This window comes from Verrucomicrobiota bacterium, assembly GCA_016871535.1.
Lineage (GTDB): Bacteria > Verrucomicrobiota > Verrucomicrobiia > Limisphaerales > SIBE01 > VHCZ01.
In genome coordinates this window covers 1-18533 of record VHCZ01000112.1, presented here as the reverse complement: position 1 = coordinate 18533, position 18533 = coordinate 1, and the positions used below count along the sequence as shown (strand labels likewise).

Sequence of the window (18533 nt, the reverse complement as noted above, 5' to 3'; positions counted from 1 at the left end):
CTTGAGCGACCGATTCGATGCGTTCTGGCAAGACCGCGCCAACACGCACGCAGCCCGAAATGATGCTCTGAAATTCGCCGCCTAAAATTCCACAACCGTCTTATTCACCACAATTATGTCCTGCACCCCATTTCCGGATTTGACTATTGTCCGTTGCTTTGAGATTGTTAGCGGCTATTTTAACGATCATTACTAGACATGCGGCTCAACACGGCAAGATTTAAGCGCGGCAAGGCATCGTCCAAAAGCCGCACTCGCAAGGTGATCCGAAAGACCACCAGGCTTGTGACCGCTTCGCGGAACGGAATGCAAAAAGTGGGCCTTAATGGGCACCGCTCTCGTGGTGGACGCTCTTCCAGGGCAATGCCGCCCAATCCCCAGGCCGTGACAACTGTGCCGGCCGATTTGGCACCCATCAAAACCAAGGCGGGTTTAGACCTGACGGAGAAGGTAAAGGACCTCGTTCGATTGGCTCAGGAACAGGGGCATTTGACCTACGACGACATTAACGATGCCCTGCCGGATACGATTGTAACGGCAGAGGATTTGGACGAAGTTCTCGCCCGCCTTGCCAGCCTGGATGTGGAGATTGTCGATCAGGCCGAGGTGGACCAGGTTAAGCAGCCGGAAGCTGAGGAAGAGGAAGACAAAGGGCGCCTGGATATCCTCGATGATCCTGTCCGCATGTATCTCCGTGAGATGGGGAAAGTGCCCCTGCTTACACGCGAGCAGGAGATTTCCATTTGCAAACGGATCGAAGAAGCTGAGGAAGAGGTAAAACGAATCATTTACGGTTTCGGCTTTGCGGCCAAAGAGCATATCGCGTTGGCGGAGAAACTGATTTCGGAGCCTCCGAAAGAGCGCTTTGACCGCGTCATTGTGGACAAGAAAGTACCCAGCCGCGAGAGCCATCTCCGGGAGCTGCGGGCTTTGGTCAAAAAGGTGCGCCAATTAGACGAACGCGTAGACGAGAAGTACGCAAAGTGGCGCGAGGTTTCCCACAAGGGCAAGTCAGAGAAACTGCTCCGAGAATTCAGGCGCCTAGACCAGCGGCTTCAGGAGACGTTCCCGAAGTTCTACTACAAACAGAAGGTCATCGAGGAAATGATGCTCGTGACCGAGAATATCCACGATAAAATCCAGGCCAGCCTGAAGGCCATTGAGGATCTGCAGCGCCATGCAAGATCCGAAAAGCACCGCGCTATTATCCACTCGGAGCAGCAGACGATTAAAGCCCTGGAAAGTTTCGCGCGCATGCCGGCCAGGGATTATCTCGACGCATTCAACCGACTCAAGCAAGCGGCTGCTCGCGCCCAGCAGGCCAAGACCGAGATGGCCGAGGCCAACCTCCGGCTCGTGATCTCCATCGCCAAAAAATATACCAACCGCGGTCTCGCGTTCCTGGACTTGATCCAGGAAGGCAACATGGGGTTGATGAAGGGCGTGGAGAAGTTCGAATACCGGCGCGGCTACAAGTTCTCGACTTATGCGACTTGGTGGATCCGGCAAGCGATCACCCGGGCGATCGCGGATCAGGCCAGAACCATCCGCATCCCGGTCCATATGATCGAGATCATCGGCAAACTGGTCCGGGCGCAAAAGCAACTCCTGCAAGATTTCGGCCGCGAGGCCACGCCTGAGGAAATCGCCGAGGAAATGCAGATTCCGGTGGAAAGGGTCAACGCCATTCTGAAGATGGCCCAGCAACCGATCTCCTTGCAGGCGCCGGTCGGCGACGGAGACGAGGCCAGCTTCGGAGATTTCATCGAGGACAAGACCGCGGAGAATCCGTCCGATGTCACGAGCTATAATCTCCTGAAGACCAAACTGGCGGATGTCCTGTGCACGCTGACCGAACGGGAACGGAAAGTCCTCGAACTCAGGTTCGGACTGGTGGACGGTTACGCGCGCACTCTCGAGGAGGTGGGCAAGCAATATCGCGTCACCCGCGAACGCATCCGCCAGATCGAAGCCAAAGCGCTCCGAAAACTCCGGCACCCGACCCGTATTCGCCAGCTTCAAGGCTTTCTCGAAGACGCGCAGGCGGCCTAAGCCGAACGATTCGGCTGGAGCAAGAAACGCTACTGCAGAAGTTCAGCGACTTTCGCTTCAATCTTCCCGCCTTTCATCAGCGATTCGCCGACCAGGATTGCTTGCGCGCCGGCCTTCTCCAATCGCACCACGTCGGAGCGAGTGTGAATGCCACTTTCCGCCACGAGAATCGGGCGCCTGGATTCCGGCAACGCCCGCAACCGCTCGGCGAGGCGCGTCGTCGTGCCCAGATCGACTTGGAATGTTTTCAAGTCGCGGTTGTTCACGCCGATAAGCCGCGGGCCGCTGGCCAGCGCGCGCTCGAGTTCAGCCTCGTCATGAACTTCGACCAGAGCCGCAAGTCCGACTCCGGTCGCCAGCGCGTGAAATTCGCGGAGCTGTGCGTCGTTCAGAATGGAAACGATGAGCAAGACCGCGTCCGCGCCCCAATCCACCGCTTCGCGAATCTGGCGTGCGTCGATGATGAAATCTTTCCGCAACAACGGCAGCCGAACCGCTTCCCGAATCTCTTTCAAATACCGCAGCGAACTCTGGAAAAATTTTTCGTCGGTCAGAACCGACAGGCAACTCGCTCCCGCTGCTTCGTACTCTTTGGCGATGCGGACCGGGTCGAAGTCCGGGCAAATCACCCCCGCCGACGGCGACGCTTTCTTCACCTCGGCGATGAGCGCGACCCTGCCCTTGCGCGGATGCCGCAAGGCATAGATGAAATCGCGATCGTCCCCGCGCGCCAGGAGCGCCTGCGCGAGGTCGGCGGAGGAGGCGCGCAAGGAGCCAAGCTTTTCCACCTCGCGCTTCTTCTCTTCAACAATCGTGTCCAGGATGCTCACGCAGAAATGACGAATGACGAAGGCCTCATGACGAAAGAATGCCTAAAGCCGAATGACTCCAGGCACGCGAAAGATCAGGGCCTTGGATTTCGAGATTCTTTCGTCATTCGGGAATTTGAGATTAGTCATTCTCCTCCTCGTCCTTGACGCCCACCATGCGTTTGGTCGGGCAGCCGGCGCGGAGCCAGCCGTTGACGAAATCGTCGAGGTCGCCATCCATCACGGCTTGGACGTTGCTGGTCTGAATTCCGGTGCGGAGATCTTTGACCATTCGATACGGCTGAAACACGTAGCTCCGAATCTGGTTGCCCCAGGAGACGCTGCCTTTCTCGCCGTAAAACCGTTCCATCTCGGCCTTCTGCGCGTCGAGCCGCTGCGCATAGATCCTCGAGAGCAACAGCTTCATGGCCGTGGCGCGATTCTGATGCTGCGAGCGCTGGCTTTGGGAAGCGACCACAATGCCGGTCGGAAGGTGCGTGATGCGGACGGCGGTCTCGACCTTGTTCACGTTTTGGCCGCCCTTGCCCCCGGAACGATAAGTGTCGATCTGCAGTTCGCTTGGAGGAATCGCGATGTCGTCGGACGTTTCCTCGATTTCCGCGATAACATCGACGCTGGCAAAACTGGTGTGTCGGCGCTTGTTGGCATCGAACGGCGAAAGGCGGACGAGCCGGTGCACGCCGCGCTCGGCCTTGCAGAAACCGTAGGCGTTCTCGCCTTGAATCAGAATGGTGGCGTTCTTGATGCCGGCGACATCACCGGCCAACGCGTCCGTGACTTCCAACTCCCAGCCGCGGCGTTCGCCCCAGCGCTGGTACATGCGCAGAAGCATGTTCGCCCAATCGCACGCCTCGGTGCCACCGGCGCCGGCGTTGATGCTCAGGATGCAATTGTTGCGGTCATGCGGTCCGCTGAGAAACACCTTGAGTTCGAGCGCTTCGAGGTCCTTGGCGAATTTAGCCAGGTCGCGTTCGAGTTCTTTCTGATGCTTGATTTGCTCGGCTTCGGGTTCGCCCTCCGCGAGTTCCGCCATGATGCGGAAATCCTCCAGATGTTTCTCTGCTTGAAGGAGCGGATCGGTCTTCTTGCGGTGGGAGGCGGCCTCGTCGATCAGTTTCTGAGCTTGCTCGCGATTGTTCCAAAAAGTTTCGGAAGCCATGAGCGCGTCCAGTTCGCCGAGACGCTTCTGCACTGCGGGAACGTCAAAGAAACCTCCGGAGATGGGCCAGTTTCTCGGACATCGTCGCCAACTGCTCTTTGATCGCTTCAAACATAGCCCGGTGAATTTACGGAAGTTTCGGCGGTTTCATAGCGAAAATTTGCGCGCGAAAAACGTAACTTGGAGATCACGTTTCACGTTTTACGTTTCACGCCTCACAGCTTAAACCGCCGAGCCAGAATCGACGCCGCCAGCAACCCGCTTGCAATCCCAACACAGCCCCATCCAAACCAATCGCCGTGCCGGCTGTAAAAGGTCGGTGTGCGTTTCTCGGCTTCGTTGAGAATAGGGATCTCGACGATTTTATAGCCGGCGCCATAAATGTCGTTCGAGTCCCGGAAGAATACCTCGTGCATTTGGCCGCGCGCATCGACCCAGCACGTCAAGCCGTTGTTCGCGCACCGGACCAACGGCAGTCCGTTCTCCACGGCGCGCAAGGCGGCATTCGCGGCGTGTTGCCATTGCGCGGCGCTTTCGCCGAACCAGCCGTCATTGGTCAGGTTCAGAAGGAAATCGGTATCGGCCTCCACATACTCGCGCACCGAATGCGGGAAGGTGTCCTCGAAACAAATGAGCGTTGCCGTTTTGACTTTCAAATCCGGCAACGAAAACGGCGCCGCTTCGTTCCCCGAGGCAAAGCCCTGGCCGATGGGGGTGAAAAACTTCAAAAACGGGAGCCAACGAACGAGCGGCACGTATTCGCCGAAGATGACGAGCCGGCGCTTGCGATAGGTGGCGACGATCTCGCCCTGGGGGCTAATGAGGAAGCTGCTGTTGTAGCGGTCGAAATCCTGTCCGGTGCCTGACTTTGCTCTCGGCACGGCGTCGTCCGCCCCTACAATCATCCAGACGCGATGTTCGACGGCCAACTTTCGGATCGCTTCATAGGTGTCGGGTTCGTAGCGCAGAATGTTCGGCACCGCGGCTTCAGGCCACACCAGGATGGAGGGTTTCTCTTGAAGCGCCTGTTCTGTGAGCTGAAGGAGCTGGTGGAAACGATTGGTGTTTTCCTTCGGATCCCAGATGAGCGTTTGCGGGATGCTCGGCTGCACCAGGGCCACCCTGACCTTTTCATGGTGAACGGGCGACCGTGTGATTTGGTTCATCCCAAACCAGCAGGCCACAGTTATGCCCGAAATTGGCAACAGAAGATCGCCCAGCCAAAGCCGTGCGGAAGCGGGGCGAGTGAACCACGCGAGCGCCGCGCAAACCAGCGCCACCGAAAACCAAACCATCAAGAAAGACACACCATAGACACCGGTGAGGGACGCAATTTGCGTCACCGGCAACATTCGGAATTGGGAGATTCCCAGAAGATTCCATGGAAAACCGGTCAACAACCGCGCAACGACCATCTCCAAGGCAACCCAAATAGTGGCGCAGGCCAGCGTCCAAAAGGCGCGTTGGAAGAAGGAAGTTGCGATAAATCGCACACACCATTGCTGTACGTCCGCAGGCCGCTCAGGATGGCTCGCGATGGAGGCGATAGATCGGATCATTCCTGGGCACAGACGGCAGCATAGCCAGGTCCATGTTGCGGGATATAGCGCGAGGTACGCGCTTAGGGCCAGCCAGCCGGCCACTGCCCCGGCCGGAAACGGAATAAACAACAGCCAGTAGAGAGAGGTAAGATAATGGGCAAGCCCCGCAAAGTAACCAATCCGGAACGACTCTCCACCAGTGCATCCAAAGGCCGCCGCCAGGATCAAGCCGGGCGCGACCCAAGCCAAGCCAGCGATTCCGGCCCTTGGAAAGGACAGCGCGAGGCAAAGGCCGCCAGCGATGCTCAGCACAAGACGAGAAGACATCGCCCCTTTGAAGCGTGCGAGTTTCAACCGCAGCAGATTGCCTCACGCCTCGCCGAACGCAAGCACGAGCCGTAATTACCGTCGAGTGCCGTCCGGCATGATCGTATCCCTGAAGATCGCGCCCGTAAACGTAGTGTTGGTCAGATTCGCGCCGAGAACGAGCTACCCTGGGTAGAGCGAACGAGAAGGAACCAACCCCAAAGGGGTTGCGCCTCTCCGATTGGCCAAAGACGCAACCCCGTTGGGGTTGATCCCGCGTGCCGCCAATTCCCCAGGGTAGCTGGGTAGCTCTGCGCTTGCGTCGGAATCCCGTTGGGATTCTAAGAGCGTGTAGGGAGCAGAGTCCTCTGACGCTTTCGGAATCGCGGGACCCTACAAAAGCGGCAGAGGACTAGAGGACTGCCGCACTGCAACACGCTGGCGCGCACAACTTCGGTTCAAGGGCAGAACTGCTGGTGCCGGGGGATTTGGCCTTCCGTGTTCTCGGCTTTCGCATTACTCTTGGGTGAATTGCAGCATGGAAACTCTCTCGTTAGGGACAAGTGTGCTCAAGGCCAGCCAGCTTTCCTATGGTTGCTGGCGCATCGGCGGGCCGGGCGAATCGAGCGAAGTCACTCAAGAACGCGAAGCGGCCGGCGCGCGCGCCGCCACCGCCGCGTTCGAGGCGGGCTACACGCTCTTTGATCTCGCGGACATTTACAGCCACGGCGAAGCCGAGCGGATTTTCGGCAACGTTCTGAAGTCGGTTTCCGGCATGCGGGAGCGAATTCTCGTTGTCTCCAAGTGCGGCATCCGGAAGGCGGGAGACCCGGATGCCGATTCGCCTTACCGCTACGATTTTTCCGCCGGGCACATCATCTGGTCCTGCGAACAATCCCTGAAGCGGCTGGGGGTGGACCGAATCGATCTTTACCTGCTGCACCGCCCGGATTATTTGTGCGACCCGGAGGAAGTCGCGCAAGCGTTCAGCCGGCTCAAGCAGGCCGGCAAGGTCGCCGAGTTCGGCGTCAGCAATTTTTCCCCTGCCCAGTTCTCCGCCGTGCAAAAGGCGTGTCCGATGCGGCTGATCGCCCACCAGGTCGAGATCAGTTTGATGAAGCTCGATTGTTTCCACGACGGCACGCTGGCGCAATGTTCGATGGAACAAATCACGCCCATGGCGTGGAGCCCGCTCGGCGGAGGCCGGCTGGGCGCGTCGGACCCGATCGACCTCCGCGGCGCGGATCACGCGCGGCGCCTGCACATCCGTGAAGTCCTGGAGTTGATCGCCAGAGCGCGTGATACCAGCCGGGCGGTCATTGCGATCGCCTGGCTCCTGAAGCATCCCGCGAGGATTCTTCCCATCGTGGGTTCGACGGACCCGGATCGAATTCGCGAATTGACCAAAGCGGTGGATGTGCATTTGACGCGCGAAGAATGGTACCGGTTGCTGGAGGCCGCGCTGGGGCATCGCTTGCCTTGAGGAATCTCAAATTTCAGATTTCAAATTTGAAACTGGCCGCCTCTGACTTCATTCGCGCGTTCGTCGCGGTTTCGGTGCCAGCCGAGTTGAAGGCGGCGATTGCAAAAACTCAGCGCCAGCTTCAGAACCGCGCCGGAACGAATGCGATTCGTTGGACCGCAGAAGCGCAGTGGCACCTGACGCTCAAGTTCTATGGGAACGTCGCCTCCGAGCAAGTGCCAGCATTGACGGGGGCTTTGCGAGCGGCGTGCCAGCCCATTCGACCGTTCTCCATTTCCCTGGGCGGCGTCGGTTGTTTTCCTTCCTGGCAAAAGCCCGGTGCCATCTGGATTGGCGTCGGCGGAGATATCACTGCCTTGGAAACTCTGCAGAAAGACGTCGAGCAACGGACCGCAGGATTTGGCAGCCACTCTGAAAAGCGCGATTTCCATCCTCATTTGACCGTGGGCCGCGTCAAAGGCTCCGCCTGCGACACGCGTGCCGCAGGCCAGGCATTTCGGGATCAACACATCCCCGATCTCGGAGAATGGGAAGTCCGGGAAATCGAACTGATCCAGAGCACTCTTTCACCGCGGGGCAGTTCGTATCAGGCGCTGGGGGTTTTTTCACTGGGGCGCACCTGTGTCTGAGAGCGTGTCCGAAAATTCCGCGGGGTCCTGTTTTCGCGCCAAAGGCCGGATGGCGAGGCGCGACGAAGGAGAATATCCTCCCTGGATCTTCGACTGAGGAGCAACGAAGCCAGGCGGCCTTTGGCGCGAAAACCCTCCGGGCGGCGGGTCTTTTGTCCGTGGCCTGCGTTGGCTCGGTCCTTACAGCCCGCGTTGGGGATGCTCGGACCTCGCCGCCTTGGCCACAGCCAAAATCCCTCGCCGCAGGACCCCGCGCAATTTTCGGACACGCTCTGAGAGGCCAGCCGCAATTCACATTTGAACTGGTGGATGCGCCTTGTCCTCGCGTGATTACTGAAATTCAGATTGCATTCTTCCCAGCCCTCGTTTAATCGTCCTCCCACCTATGGCACAAGCATGTTTCCACGCAAGCATCGAAGGAGCTCAACATGGCGGAAAAAGTCTGGCGGACTTTCTGGATTACGCCAAGCGTTCCGGGGCGTCCGGGGCCCAACCTTCGAATTACATGCTGCAGGGAGGCAAACTGTTCAAGACCGCTCAGGAAATCAAACAGACCTTCGAGAGCCGCGGGATGACCCTGGACGGCGTTTCGTGCCATTGCCCGCTTTGGGTCCACACCACGGCGTGGACGGCCAGCCCGACGATTCGCCCGTTCATCCCGGGCGATGTCGCTAAAAAATCGCCTCAGGAAATCGAGAAATGGGCCGAGAATTACTTGTTGAAATTTATGGATCTTTGCGCCGAACTGCGCGTGAAGATTCTGCCCACGTTCTGGGGCGTGGCCTTCGGGTGGGAAGTCGCGACGGGTTATCCGTGGGGATTCTGGAAAGGCGGGGATTACGATTTGATCAAGGAAGGCGCAGAGCGCTTCGTGAAGAAAACGGCCAAGCTTCGCCAACACGCCAACAAACTCGGCCTTTTCCTGGCCCACGAAATTCACCCCGGCACGGCGGCGATGTGCGCCGATGATTTCAATTACCTCGTGCAAATCTGTGACGGCGACAAATGCCTGACCGTGAATGCCGATCCGTCGCACTGTTGGGAAGGCGAAAGCTGGGAGACGCGTTTCGCGAAAGTCGGGCCGCGCGTCTATGCGTGTCACGTCAAGAACTTCGTCGTCCGCCCGACCGTGCCGCTGCGGAAGATGGAGCCGAACTGGCCCGGCCGCGCAATGCAGTTCGTCGATATCCCCTCTGGCGACCTGAACATGACGCGCTACGTCGAGCTGCTGGTGAATGTGGGTTATCCCAAACGCTATCGGGAAATCATGGGCGCCAAGACCGCGCCGCTCGTCGTGGAAGCAGAGAGCGCTTACCGCGACCTGGATGCGACCAGCACGAATGGAATTCAATTCGTTCGCGACCACCTCTGCTTCCCGATTGCCGCCGGGTCGTTCGAGGAGGGAATGGGAGCGTAGGCGTAAGCGCTGCGTTTCATTTCGTGCCTGGTAGGGCTGTGCTGCCGCACAGCCGCGGTTTCTGGCCAATCCACCATTATCGAAAAGGCAGAGCCGAAACCGCGCAGGAGACACACGCCAGCACGTCGCTACTTTCAGTGGCTACAGTCATCGGTGGTTGAGCGCTTCGTTCCCCCTCACCCCGGCCCTCTCCCTGAGGGAGAGGGCCAGGGTGAGGGGGAAGGCGCCGGACGACAATCCCTCGCCCAAGAATGAACCAAGTGCGTCAGCCACTGAAACGGCGAGGAACCCAACTCTTGATCAAGACCGGGACGGGACGATGGAGGTGAGCCGGTCGATTTCCTTTTGGTAGAGTTCCTTTTCCTCGACGCGGTTCAATCGCTCAGCCAGCGGCAGCAACTTCCGATAAATGCCGAGCAGGTCCGGATACTCCGGGAACTCGCGGAGAAGTTTTCGATATGCGTCCATGGCTTGCTCCGATGCGCCCGAAGCTTCGAGAGTCCGGCCCAGTTCCAGGAGGAGACGGATTCTTTGCGGGTTTGATGCGGCCAGCGGCAGCGCCTTTTGATACGCCGCGATGGCCTCGTCCGTCTTCGTTTTGAGCAAGTAAAGATCGCCCAACTTCTCCAGCAGCACGGCGCTCGTCCGGGTTTCGGGCACTTCTTCCAGGTATTGAATCAATTCCTCGGCAGGCGTGTCGCCGACGAGGTTGAAATTCACGACCTTCATGTGCCACCATTCCAGCGCTTTGTTCCTGCTCAGGAGCAAGTCCTCGTGCATCTGGCGCGGCGATCGGGCGAACGGGCGATAAAGAGGATCTCCCACAACCGTCGTTTGCCAGGACAAATAATTCTGACACGCGTAAGCCGCCTCCCCGAAGCTGAAGCCGAGGGCGATCCATCGATGAAAGAACACCGTCAGGTTCGGCGTAAATTCGAGATAAGGTTCATAGACGCAGCCCATCGTCGCGGTGACCCCTTTGTCGAGCAGCGGTCCGACCCAATTCTGTTTTGCGGATCGGATGGTCGCGGCGCTGAACGAGTGCAAATGATACGCAAACGCGCCGGGCATGAACTCGATTCCAGGCCTCGTGAACGGACCGGAGACCTGGCCGTCGTACTCGTACCAGCCCGCGTAAAGCGCAATCTGGCTGATGGGAAAACTGACAGGGAAGCGCTCCTCCTTCGTATCCAGCACCGTCTCGAAGCCGGTCCGGCGCGCGACTTCGGCTGCGCCCTTGATCCAATCGTCACCCATCTTGATGCTGCCGTTGGTCAGGCCGCGGGAGTCGAAATAAGCGCGGCCCCAAAGTCCGTCGGTCTCGGCCTGAATTGCTTTGTCGATCAACCCCCGGGCTACCGCCACCGATGGACCGTCCAGGCGCGCCGCCAGCAGGACTCCATTGGTCGGGTGCAAGAAGGCCGTGTTGGTCGCGGCAAAACCTGGATTGGGAAAAGGACCATACAAAGTCAGGGCCGTCTTGCTGATGGGCAACAACGCCAGTTCGCTGTCCACGGAAGCTTCGTTCTTTCGGAGCTGCGCCGGGATCTTCTCGGTGGCTTCCTCTCGGAGTTTGTAATCCTCCTCGATACGCAGCGGAACTCCCGTGCAAAGGACGACGTAACGGATTCTTGACTCAACGCCCGTTGGCCGGCGCGCGCTCCATTCGCTGCGAGGGTTTTCGTTGCTGGCGCTCGCCGGCGCGCGCATCAGCTTTGCTTTCTCCAGTCTCTCCAGCAGCGGCAAACGCAGGCGGGCGTCGAATTCCTGGCGCGTGATCGATTCGCCCGTTGGCAAATCGAGTCCGAAAACCTGATTGGTCGGGATCTTCCGCCGAGTCGCGTAGTATTCAGCCAGCGCTTTGGACGCCGGAAGTTTTGAATTGTAAACTACCGCCACCGAATCGCCTTGTTCAGCGGCGGCCACCTGCCAGAAAGACCAGCCCAGCACGACCGCGAACACGAAGGCCAGGCCCGCGCGCGGGAGTCGTCCCTTGAACCCGCCTTCCGAACCGTGGCCTTTAGGCCACTTCAACGCTGGACTCCACAGCGGGGCCCCAAGCAGCCTGAAGGCTGCGGTCCGCACAGTTTTCGGTTCATGGGCAGTGCGCATGGGATGTTTCATCCGTTCACAATGTCGAGCCGCCGCACACAACCTTCAAGCCGTCGTAAGCCAGTTCCACCGCCGCGGGGAGATCGGCCTGATCCACGTCGTGATCGTAGTCGTGCGTCAGATGAGTAAAGATCGTGCGCGGCGCGCCGATCCGCCGGGCTGCGGTCAAGGCTTCGTCCAGAGACATGTGCGTTGGGTGCGGCTCCTTACGCAGAGCATCCAGGACGACGACTTGAGTTCCGCGGATTTGCTCGACCACATCTCCAGGGACCTCCTTGCAGTCGTTCAGATAGGCCAGACGCCTGGCGCCGTTCTGTAGAAACAGATATCCGTTCATGGGCATCTTGCCATGCGGCAGGGAGAGCGGAACCAGATGCAGGTCGCCGAGCGAGAACGGGCCCTCGATCAAGCGCGGCTCCGGATTGAAATAGCCCCTGGGAATCGCGCCGCCATTGAAGGCGTAAGCAAAAACTCGCTTCAAATCGGCCATCGTCGCCGCGCTCGCGTAAATGGGAAGTTTGCCGCCGCGCAAGTCGCAGAAGCGCCGGCAATCGTCCAGGCCCATGATGTGATCGGCATGCGAGTGCGTAAACACCACGGCATCGAGCCAGCGGATGTTCTCGCGCAGAATCTGCGTGCGGAAATCCGGGGTGGTGTCCACGACCAATTTGACCTGGTCCGTCGCCACATAAATCGACGGCCGGGTGCGATGGTTCTTCGAGTTGGCCAAGAATTCGGGAGGATAGTCTTTCCCGATCATCGGGACGCCTTGAGAAGTTCCCGAGCCGAGGAATGTGAACTCGAACGACATTTTGCTTTTGCTGAATGCTAGCACATTGGCCAAAGTGGACCCAACTTTTTTGAATGAAACTGTCCGAGCAACGGCGCCAAACCCTCTGAATCGTTCCCGCAAATGTTAGCGACGCTCCGCATCAAGAATCTGGCGTTGGTCGCCGACATGACCGTGGATTTCAACGCCGGCTACAACGTCATCACTGGCGAGACCGGCGCGGGCAAGTCCATCCTGATTGGCGCGTTGAACCTCGTCCTGGGCGAGCGCGCGGATCGCACGCTGATCCGAAGCGGCGCAGAAGGCTGTTCGGTCGAGGCGGTATTTCAGGTCGCCCGCATGCAGACCCTCTTGCAGCCCTTTTTGGAGAACCATGGGCTCGAACCGTGCGAGGAGGGACAGTTGGTGATCAAACGGACCTTTACGGCCGCCGGCACCAACCGCCAGTTCATCAACGGCACGCCGACGACTCTCCAGATTCTGGCCACGCTGGGCGAGTCCCTCGTCGATATTCACGGCCCGCACGAACATCAATCCCTGATCCATCCCGCGAAACAACTCGCGATCCTTGACGCCTTTGGCGCACTGCGCGCTTCGCGGGAACATTTCGCGGAGTTAGTCCGGCGGCGTGAAGCGCTCCTGGAGGAAAAGGCGGCGTTGATCATCGACGAACAAACCTACGCGCGGCAGCTCGAATTGCTGCGGTTTCAAGTGAAGGAGATCCGCGCCGCGAACTTGATGCCGGGCGAGGAAGAGCAAGTTGATCTGGAGTATCGCCGGGCCAGCAACGCGGCCCGACTGCTGGAGTTGGCACGCGCCGCTCAGGGATTGATCAGCGAAGACGAAAGTTCGCTGCTCAGTCAGGCCGGCGTCTTGGGCCGCGCGCTCCAGGAGTTGAAGGCAACTGATCCATCGGGCGAGCCGCTTTTGAATGCCCACGACCAAATCGTCGACGCGCTCCAGGATCTGCAGCAGGCTCTGTCTGGCTATGCGGATCGAGTGGAGGTCGATCCGGAACGTCTCCAGCAACTCCAGGAGCGCCTCGATTTGATCCACTCGCTTAAACGCAAATACGGGAAAACCCTGGCGGCGGTGATTGAGTTCGGCGAAGATGCCGCGCGCAAACTTCAGAACCTCGAACAACGCGATGCCGCGCTCAGCCGAATCAACGCCGAGTTAACCCACCTGGAAGCTGCTTTGCTCCAGGCGGGCCGAGAGCTTTCCGCGCGCCGCCGGAAAGTCCTTCCTCGACTCGGCCGCGAAGTCGAAGCGGAGTTGTCGGCACTGGGATTCAAGCAAAGTCAATTCGAAGCGGCGCTGACCTCGGAATCTCAGATTTCAAATTTGACGCAAATCCCCATGTCAGGCTTCGACGCCGTGGAGTTCCAGTTTGCTCCGAATGTCGGCGAGCCTCCGCGAGCGTTGCGAGCCATCGCGTCCTCCGGAGAAATGGCCCGCGTGATGTTGGCGCTGAAGACTGTGCTGGCGGCGGAGGACGAAATCCCGGTTTTGGTTTTCGACGAAGTCGATGCCAACGTGGGCGGTGAGACGGCGCACGCAGTCGGCGCCAAGATGCGCCAGATTGCGCAGAAACACCAGGTCCTGTGCATTACGCACCTGGCGCCGGTCGCCGCTCCTGCCGACGCCCATTTTTTGATCACCAAGGAAGTCAAAGACAGCCGGACGGTTTCCCACATCACACTTTTGGACGCCAGGCGCCGCGTGCGAGAATTGGCGCGGATGATTGGGGAAGATTCCACGGCCGCGCTTCAACTCGCCGAGTCGCTGCTGAAACGCGAAAGCCCCCAGCCGCGAGCTTCGCGATAACGAACTGGGTTCTGCGGCGAAACTGGAAGAGTTCAGTTCGACCAAACCGGAACAATTCAATTCGGATGGGGAGCGCACGCGCCCTCCCCATCCGAATTGAATTGTTCCGACTAAGGCCGCGCCAGGCGATAGAATCTCTGTTGTGCGGAGAGCTGGACCGTGACGACAAATCGTTCCTGCACAGTCACGGCGGGGATCTCGATCGGGTTCCAGCGCGTCGAGGCTGAAAGCTCGTCCGCGCTCTGGAGAACAAAACCAACCGAAGCCACCGGCCACGCCAGTACAAGCTGGCCTTGCCCGGTGGCGCGGATGGAAAGCGAAGGAGGCGTAATCGGCGGCGGCGGAGCGCCCGTGACGGTGAAGACCCCGCTGCTCGTAACCGTGCCCGCTCGAGTCGTCACCGTGACCGGTCCGGTCGTGGCGTTCTTCGGCACGAAGGCGAGCAACCGTTCGGATTGGAATTCGAGGAACTCCGTTTCCACTCCGCTGAACTTCACCGAGACCACGCCGAGCAGATTGGTTCCTCGGATGTCTATGAGGATTCCCGTGTCGCCCCGATCCGGGGACAACAAAGTGATTTGTGGGGCGCGCGGATTTATCAGCGTGAAGGCCTGACTGCTCGTGTTCGTGCCCAGCGGCGTCGAGATGGTGACGGGGCCTGTGGCCGCGTTGGTGGGAACAATGGCGAAAACCAATCCGGAAGACAGATTCGTAAAACTCGCGCTCGCTCCGCCGAACAGGACCGCTTTCACGGCGATCAGGTCCGTGCCTCGAATTTCCACGGAGGCGCCTGCTTCACCACTCGTCGGAGAAAAGGAGGTGATGACGGGCGCGCCCCGCCGGGTGATGGTGAAGACCGCCGTGGAAGTCGCTCTGCCCGAGGCCGTGACCACCGTGATCGCTCCGGTCACAGCATTGGTAGGAACCATCGCGAGCAGCGAACCGCCAAATGCAGAGAACTCCGCCGCAACTTCGCCGAACTTGACGGCGGTCACACCGGTCAAATTGGAACCCTGAATCTGAACCGGTGTCCCGGCCTCACCGGTCGTTGGTGTGAAGCCGGTGACGAGCGGCGCGGCGGTTTGCTCGATCACGAACGATTCGGTCGTCGTAAAAGTGCCGGTCGCTGTGGTGACGGAGACCGGCCCCGTGGTGGCGCCGGCCGGAACGGTTGCGAAAATGATCCCAGAGAACAGCGTGTAAATCGCGTTCACGCCGTTGAACTTGACACTTGTGACCCCGATCAAGTTCGTTCCGCGAATCTGAACCGAGGTTCCGGCCTTGCCGGTCAGGGGCGAGAAGCTCGCCACAACCGGTCCGGGGCGCTGGGTTACGGTAAACACCTGCGCGGAGGTGGCCGTGCCATTGGTGGTCGTGACGGAAATGACCCCCGTCGCCGCCGTGTTGGGAACTATGGCGGTCAGATTTCCGACCAGCGCGCTGAATTGCGCGCTGACACCGTTGAATTTGACCTCGGTCACGCCTCCGAGATCCGTTCCCATGATTTGAACGGCCGTGCCTGACGGACCGGACGAAGGGGAAAAGCCTGTGATCGCCGGTAACGGCGGCGGTTCCGCAGCCGTGCTCCGCACGCAAAAGATGGGTGCTATCAACCACGCAGAGGACAGAATGAGGAAGTATTTTTTCAAGTGATTCGTAAGTTAAATTTGGCTCCCGTGGAGAGGCAAATCTCATGCCATGCTGGATGGCTAAAGGAATCAGGACCGGCTTCAACGATCAAGGTGAATTCACGCGCGCCGATCAATCGTATCTATTCAGTTCAACTGGGCTTATGCGTGGTTCCTGACTGATTTGTTACGGCTAAGTGGTCATGGGCATAAAGCTTTCTTCGTCGTAAACTGCACAACCCATCGACCTCTTTTCCAGACGAGCGGGAAGAATGCGGCGTGCTCATTTCCAGCATTGGCTGCCCAGACGTACGGCACACGGACCGCGTAGAAACCATCCCAGTCGATCCGTTCGATTCGCAGGACCACGCCGCGCTTGCCGCTCGCTTTGTCAATCCAGCCGCCGTCGTCCACCCGTGCCGCGGATGAAATCGGGAACACCGGAGTCTTCAGTTTTTCAAACCTCTTGAGATACCCCGGATTCGGATCCGCGTTGGCGGGAGTGAAACCAACGAAAATGGCTTCGGCAACCGGCTTTAATTGGGATGCTTCTCGGACGAACCGGACAATGACCGCCTCGACAATGGCGTCTTCCGCTTCGGCGCGCGTGAATGGCGGCGGCTGGCTCTGTTTGTCCTTTGCCTTGGGCGGTTTGCCGCTGGTGTCCTCTTGCTGAGCAAAGAATTCGGCACGCTTTCTCTTCTCGGTCATGCAGCCGACGAGCCCGGCGATCAGCAACGACGCAATAACGCTTCTGGTCAGTCTCATGATTGATGCGTCCCGATCAAACACGATCCGGGACGGAGATGCCAATCCAAGAAATCCTGGAGGGCGGCCGCGAATTGCGTTCCGGGGTTCATGGCCGATATTGCCTTGGGTGTGGCTGGGGCGTCCTGGTTCCCACAGACGCCTCCCTTTGTGCGTTAGCCACAGCCGCTAAGTTCATTCAGTTAGATGCCCCGATGGTGAACGTGTGGCGCGGGCCGCGGGTTTCGAGTGAAACCCCAAGGGTTACGCAAAGCTTGCGCCACACCACTTTTCTGTCTGGCAGGGGCGCACTCGGATTGGACAGCGGGGATAATTGGAACCGTCCGACCGTTCCTTAATTCAACTCCACGACGGCTTTGATCACACCGGTCTCCATTTTTGTGTAGGAGGGAAAATTGTTGATGAAATCATCGAAACTGGTCCGGTGCGTGATCCAGGGCCGGGTGTCTATCTTCCCATCCTCGATGAGTTTGATAATCCGGCCGAAGTCGCGCGGCAGGGCATTCCGAGAAGCCAGCAAGGTCAGTTCGCGGCGATGCATCACGGCTTGACCGAAATTAAGCTCGGCTGACGTAATGCCCAGGAACACCAATTTGCCGGTGAAGGCGCAATAGTTTAGCGCGTTGGACATCGAGTGGTGGCTCCCTGTCGCGTCGATGACAATGGACAGCAGCGTGCCGTCGGTGAGTTTCTTCAATTGCTCCAGTTCGGAGCCATCGCCTTTGGCCAGGATGGTGTGCGGAATGCCCATTGTTTTTTTGCAGAATTCCAACCGTTTCGCGCTCAGGTCCAGCACGAGGATGCGCGCGTTGGCCAGCTTCAGGAATTCCATCGCCGACAAGCCGATGGGCCCCGCGCCAATGACGAGCACGTTTTCTTTGGGTTGCGGATCGCAACGGAACACGGCGTGGCAGCCGATGCCGAGCGTTTCCACCAGCGCGAGTTGTTCGAGACTCAACTTTTCCGAACGATGCAGCTTGCGCGCCGGGACGAGGAACGCCGGGCGCAGTCCGCCGTCCGTGTGGACCCCCAGCACTTGCAGGCTTTCGCAACAGTTGCTGTTCCCGCGCCGGCAGGCGAAGCACTGCCCGCAATTCAAATACGGTTCCACCGAGCAACGGTCGCCCGGCTTCACATTCGCCACCCCTTCGCCAACTTCCTGCACTTCGACGCCGAGCTCGTGGCCCGGAATGCGCGGATAGCTGTAGAACGGCATCTTGCCGAGGTATCCGGAAATGTCCGTGCCACAGATGCCAACGCGATGCACGCGCACCCGGGCCTCACCTGGACCTGGAAGGCCTGGCTCCGGCAGATCGCCGATGGTGAACTGTTCGGGTTTTTCGAGAACGATAGCTTTCATTGTGTGTGTCGTCGAAACAATGAAACGCGGAGGCGGCAGAGAATTCAAGCGTCAGTTAGGAATTCTCGTTTCGTGCACGCAACCGCATGTAGTCCCGGCTTGAGCCGGTTTTGGGCGTTGGCCAGCTAAACCCGGGACTACATGCAGGCCAAAAGAGGATTCCTTAGTGGTCCGTTTCGTAAATACGCTCACGTTCGTTGCGCCCAATTTGGCCTGGGGCAAGGCGCGACGAGCGAGCATCCCCCGCCAGTGGGGCTGTGACCGAGGAGCAACGCAGCCCCAGGCAAAATTCGGCGCAACCCGGAGGGCGGCAGTTCTTTTTCGCCAGACTTCGTTGCTTGCTCCTTACAGATCCACTTCGGGATATGCTCGTCGCTCGCGCCTCGTCTGGCCGAAAAATCCCTTGCCGCGAACGTGAGCGTATTTATGAAATGGACCACTTAGGGTCTGTGCAAAAATAACTTCCGGTTTTGGCGGGAGCGCCGCCTGGCCGGATGCAAGGCTCGAGGAGGGAGCATCCCCGTTTTGGGGCTGTGACCGACGAGCAACGCCGCAGCCGGCCAGGCGCCGCCCCGCCCCGGAGGGCTGGGGCGATTTCGCTTTCTGGCTTCGTTTCTCCTCAGTCGCAGAG

Annotated in this window: 13 protein-coding genes; 5 read left to right on the top strand and 8 right to left on the bottom strand. The window is 59.2% G+C overall.

What is annotated here, in order from left to right; all coding sequences use genetic code 11:
* The first annotated feature begins 198 nt into the window (after positions 1 to 198).
* Entirely contained in the window at positions 199 to 2052 is a 1854-nt protein-coding gene (gene rpoD, locus FJ398_15290; protein MBM3839300.1) for an RNA polymerase sigma factor RpoD, read from the top strand.
* A 29-nt stretch (positions 2053 to 2081) separates the two neighbouring features.
* Here rpoD and trpC read toward each other — a convergent pair whose 3' ends face one another.
* The 3 genes from trpC to lnt form a co-directional block, all read right to left on the bottom strand.
* Positions 2082 to 2882 (bottom strand): indole-3-glycerol phosphate synthase TrpC, encoded by an 801-nt coding sequence (gene trpC, locus FJ398_15285; protein MBM3839299.1) that lies wholly within the window; start codon positions 2880 to 2882, stop codon positions 2082 to 2084.
* A gap of 121 nt (positions 2883 to 3003) precedes the next feature.
* Entirely contained in the window at positions 3004 to 4152 is a 1149-nt protein-coding gene (locus tag FJ398_15280; protein MBM3839298.1) for a peptide chain release factor 2, read from the bottom strand.
* 104 nt (positions 4153 to 4256) lie between these two features.
* Positions 4257 to 5909, bottom strand: a complete 1653-nt coding sequence (gene lnt / locus FJ398_15275; protein ID MBM3839297.1) for an apolipoprotein N-acyltransferase — start codon at positions 5907 to 5909, stop codon at positions 4257 to 4259.
* A gap of 517 nt (positions 5910 to 6426) precedes the next feature.
* On the opposite strand from lnt, the gene FJ398_15270 reads away from it, so the two are divergent.
* The 3 genes from FJ398_15270 (at position 6427) to FJ398_15260 (ending at position 9417) form a co-directional block, all read left to right on the top strand.
* Entirely contained in the window at positions 6427 to 7371 is a 945-nt protein-coding gene (locus FJ398_15270; GenBank protein ID MBM3839296.1) for an aldo/keto reductase, read from the top strand.
* Positions 7326 to 8000 (top strand): RNA 2',3'-cyclic phosphodiesterase, encoded by a 675-nt coding sequence (gene thpR, locus FJ398_15265; protein MBM3839295.1) that lies wholly within the window; start codon positions 7326 to 7328, stop codon positions 7998 to 8000. The genes FJ398_15270 and thpR overlap by 46 nt, the downstream gene beginning before the upstream one ends.
* A 385-nt stretch (positions 8001 to 8385) precedes the next feature.
* Positions 8386 to 9417: a TIM barrel protein gene (locus FJ398_15260; protein ID MBM3839294.1), complete on the top strand. Its 1032-nt coding sequence runs from the start codon at positions 8386 to 8388 to the stop codon at positions 9415 to 9417.
* A gap of 300 nt (positions 9418 to 9717) precedes the next feature.
* On the opposite strand, the gene FJ398_15255 is transcribed toward FJ398_15260, so the two are convergent.
* Positions 9718 to 11541, bottom strand: coding sequence for a TIGR03790 family protein (locus tag FJ398_15255; GenBank protein ID MBM3839293.1), 1824 nt, complete (start codon positions 11539 to 11541; stop codon positions 9718 to 9720).
* A gap of 4 nt (positions 11542 to 11545) precedes the next feature.
* Positions 11546 to 12340 carry an MBL fold metallo-hydrolase gene (locus tag FJ398_15250; GenBank protein MBM3839292.1) on the bottom strand — a complete coding sequence of 265 codons (795 nt, stop codon included), beginning with the start codon at positions 12338 to 12340 and terminating at the stop codon, positions 11546 to 11548.
* Between the two features lie 102 nt (positions 12341 to 12442).
* Here FJ398_15250 and recN point away from each other — a divergent pair, with 102 nt between their 5' ends.
* Positions 12443 to 14146 (top strand): DNA repair protein RecN, encoded by a 1704-nt coding sequence (gene recN, locus FJ398_15245; GenBank protein MBM3839291.1) that lies wholly within the window; start codon positions 12443 to 12445, stop codon positions 14144 to 14146.
* Positions 14147 to 14256: 110 nt separating this feature from the next.
* On the opposite strand, the gene FJ398_15240 is transcribed toward recN, so the two are convergent.
* From FJ398_15240 to FJ398_15230, 3 genes are all read right to left on the bottom strand, one after another.
* Complete coding sequence (locus FJ398_15240; protein ID MBM3839290.1) at positions 14257 to 15795, bottom strand: hypothetical protein; 1539 nt, start codon at positions 15793 to 15795, stop codon at positions 14257 to 14259.
* Between the two features lie 180 nt (positions 15796 to 15975).
* On the bottom strand, positions 15976 to 16542 hold the full coding sequence (locus FJ398_15235; GenBank protein ID MBM3839289.1) for a hypothetical protein: 567 nt from the start codon (positions 16540 to 16542) through the stop codon (positions 15976 to 15978).
* Positions 16543 to 16876: 334 nt separating this feature from the next.
* Positions 16877 to 17902 carry a zinc-binding alcohol dehydrogenase family protein gene (locus FJ398_15230; protein ID MBM3839288.1) on the bottom strand — a complete coding sequence of 342 codons (1026 nt, stop codon included), beginning with the start codon at positions 17900 to 17902 and terminating at the stop codon, positions 16877 to 16879.
* Positions 17903 to 18533 lie beyond the last annotated feature (631 nt).

What these genes read in the sequence shown, in the direction of transcription:
- lnt (MBM3839297.1), bottom strand. Translation starts at nt 5,909, where the DNA reads ATGTCTTCTCGTCTTGTGCTGAGCATCGCTGGCGGCCTTTGCCTCGCG.
- recN (MBM3839291.1), top strand. Translation starts at nt 12,443, where the DNA reads ATGTTAGCGACGCTCCGCATCAAGAATCTGGCGTTGGTCGCCGACATG.
- FJ398_15260 (MBM3839294.1), top strand. Translation starts at nt 8,386, where the DNA reads ATGGCACAAGCATGTTTCCACGCAAGCATCGAAGGAGCTCAACATGGC.
- FJ398_15250 (MBM3839292.1), bottom strand. Translation starts at nt 12,340, where the DNA reads ATGTCGTTCGAGTTCACATTCCTCGGCTCGGGAACTTCTCAAGGCGTC.
- FJ398_15235 (MBM3839289.1), bottom strand. Translation starts at nt 16,542, where the DNA reads ATGAGACTGACCAGAAGCGTTATTGCGTCGTTGCTGATCGCCGGGCTC.
- FJ398_15255 (MBM3839293.1), bottom strand. Translation starts at nt 11,541, where the DNA reads ATGAAACATCCCATGCGCACTGCCCATGAACCGAAAACTGTGCGGACC.
- rpoD (MBM3839300.1), top strand. Translation starts at nt 199, where the DNA reads ATGCGGCTCAACACGGCAAGATTTAAGCGCGGCAAGGCATCGTCCAAA.
- FJ398_15270 (MBM3839296.1), top strand. Translation starts at nt 6,427, where the DNA reads ATGGAAACTCTCTCGTTAGGGACAAGTGTGCTCAAGGCCAGCCAGCTT.
- FJ398_15230 (MBM3839288.1), bottom strand. Translation starts at nt 17,902, where the DNA reads ATGAAAGCTATCGTTCTCGAAAAACCCGAACAGTTCACCATCGGCGAT.
- thpR (MBM3839295.1), top strand. Translation starts at nt 7,326, where the DNA reads ATGGTACCGGTTGCTGGAGGCCGCGCTGGGGCATCGCTTGCCTTGAGG.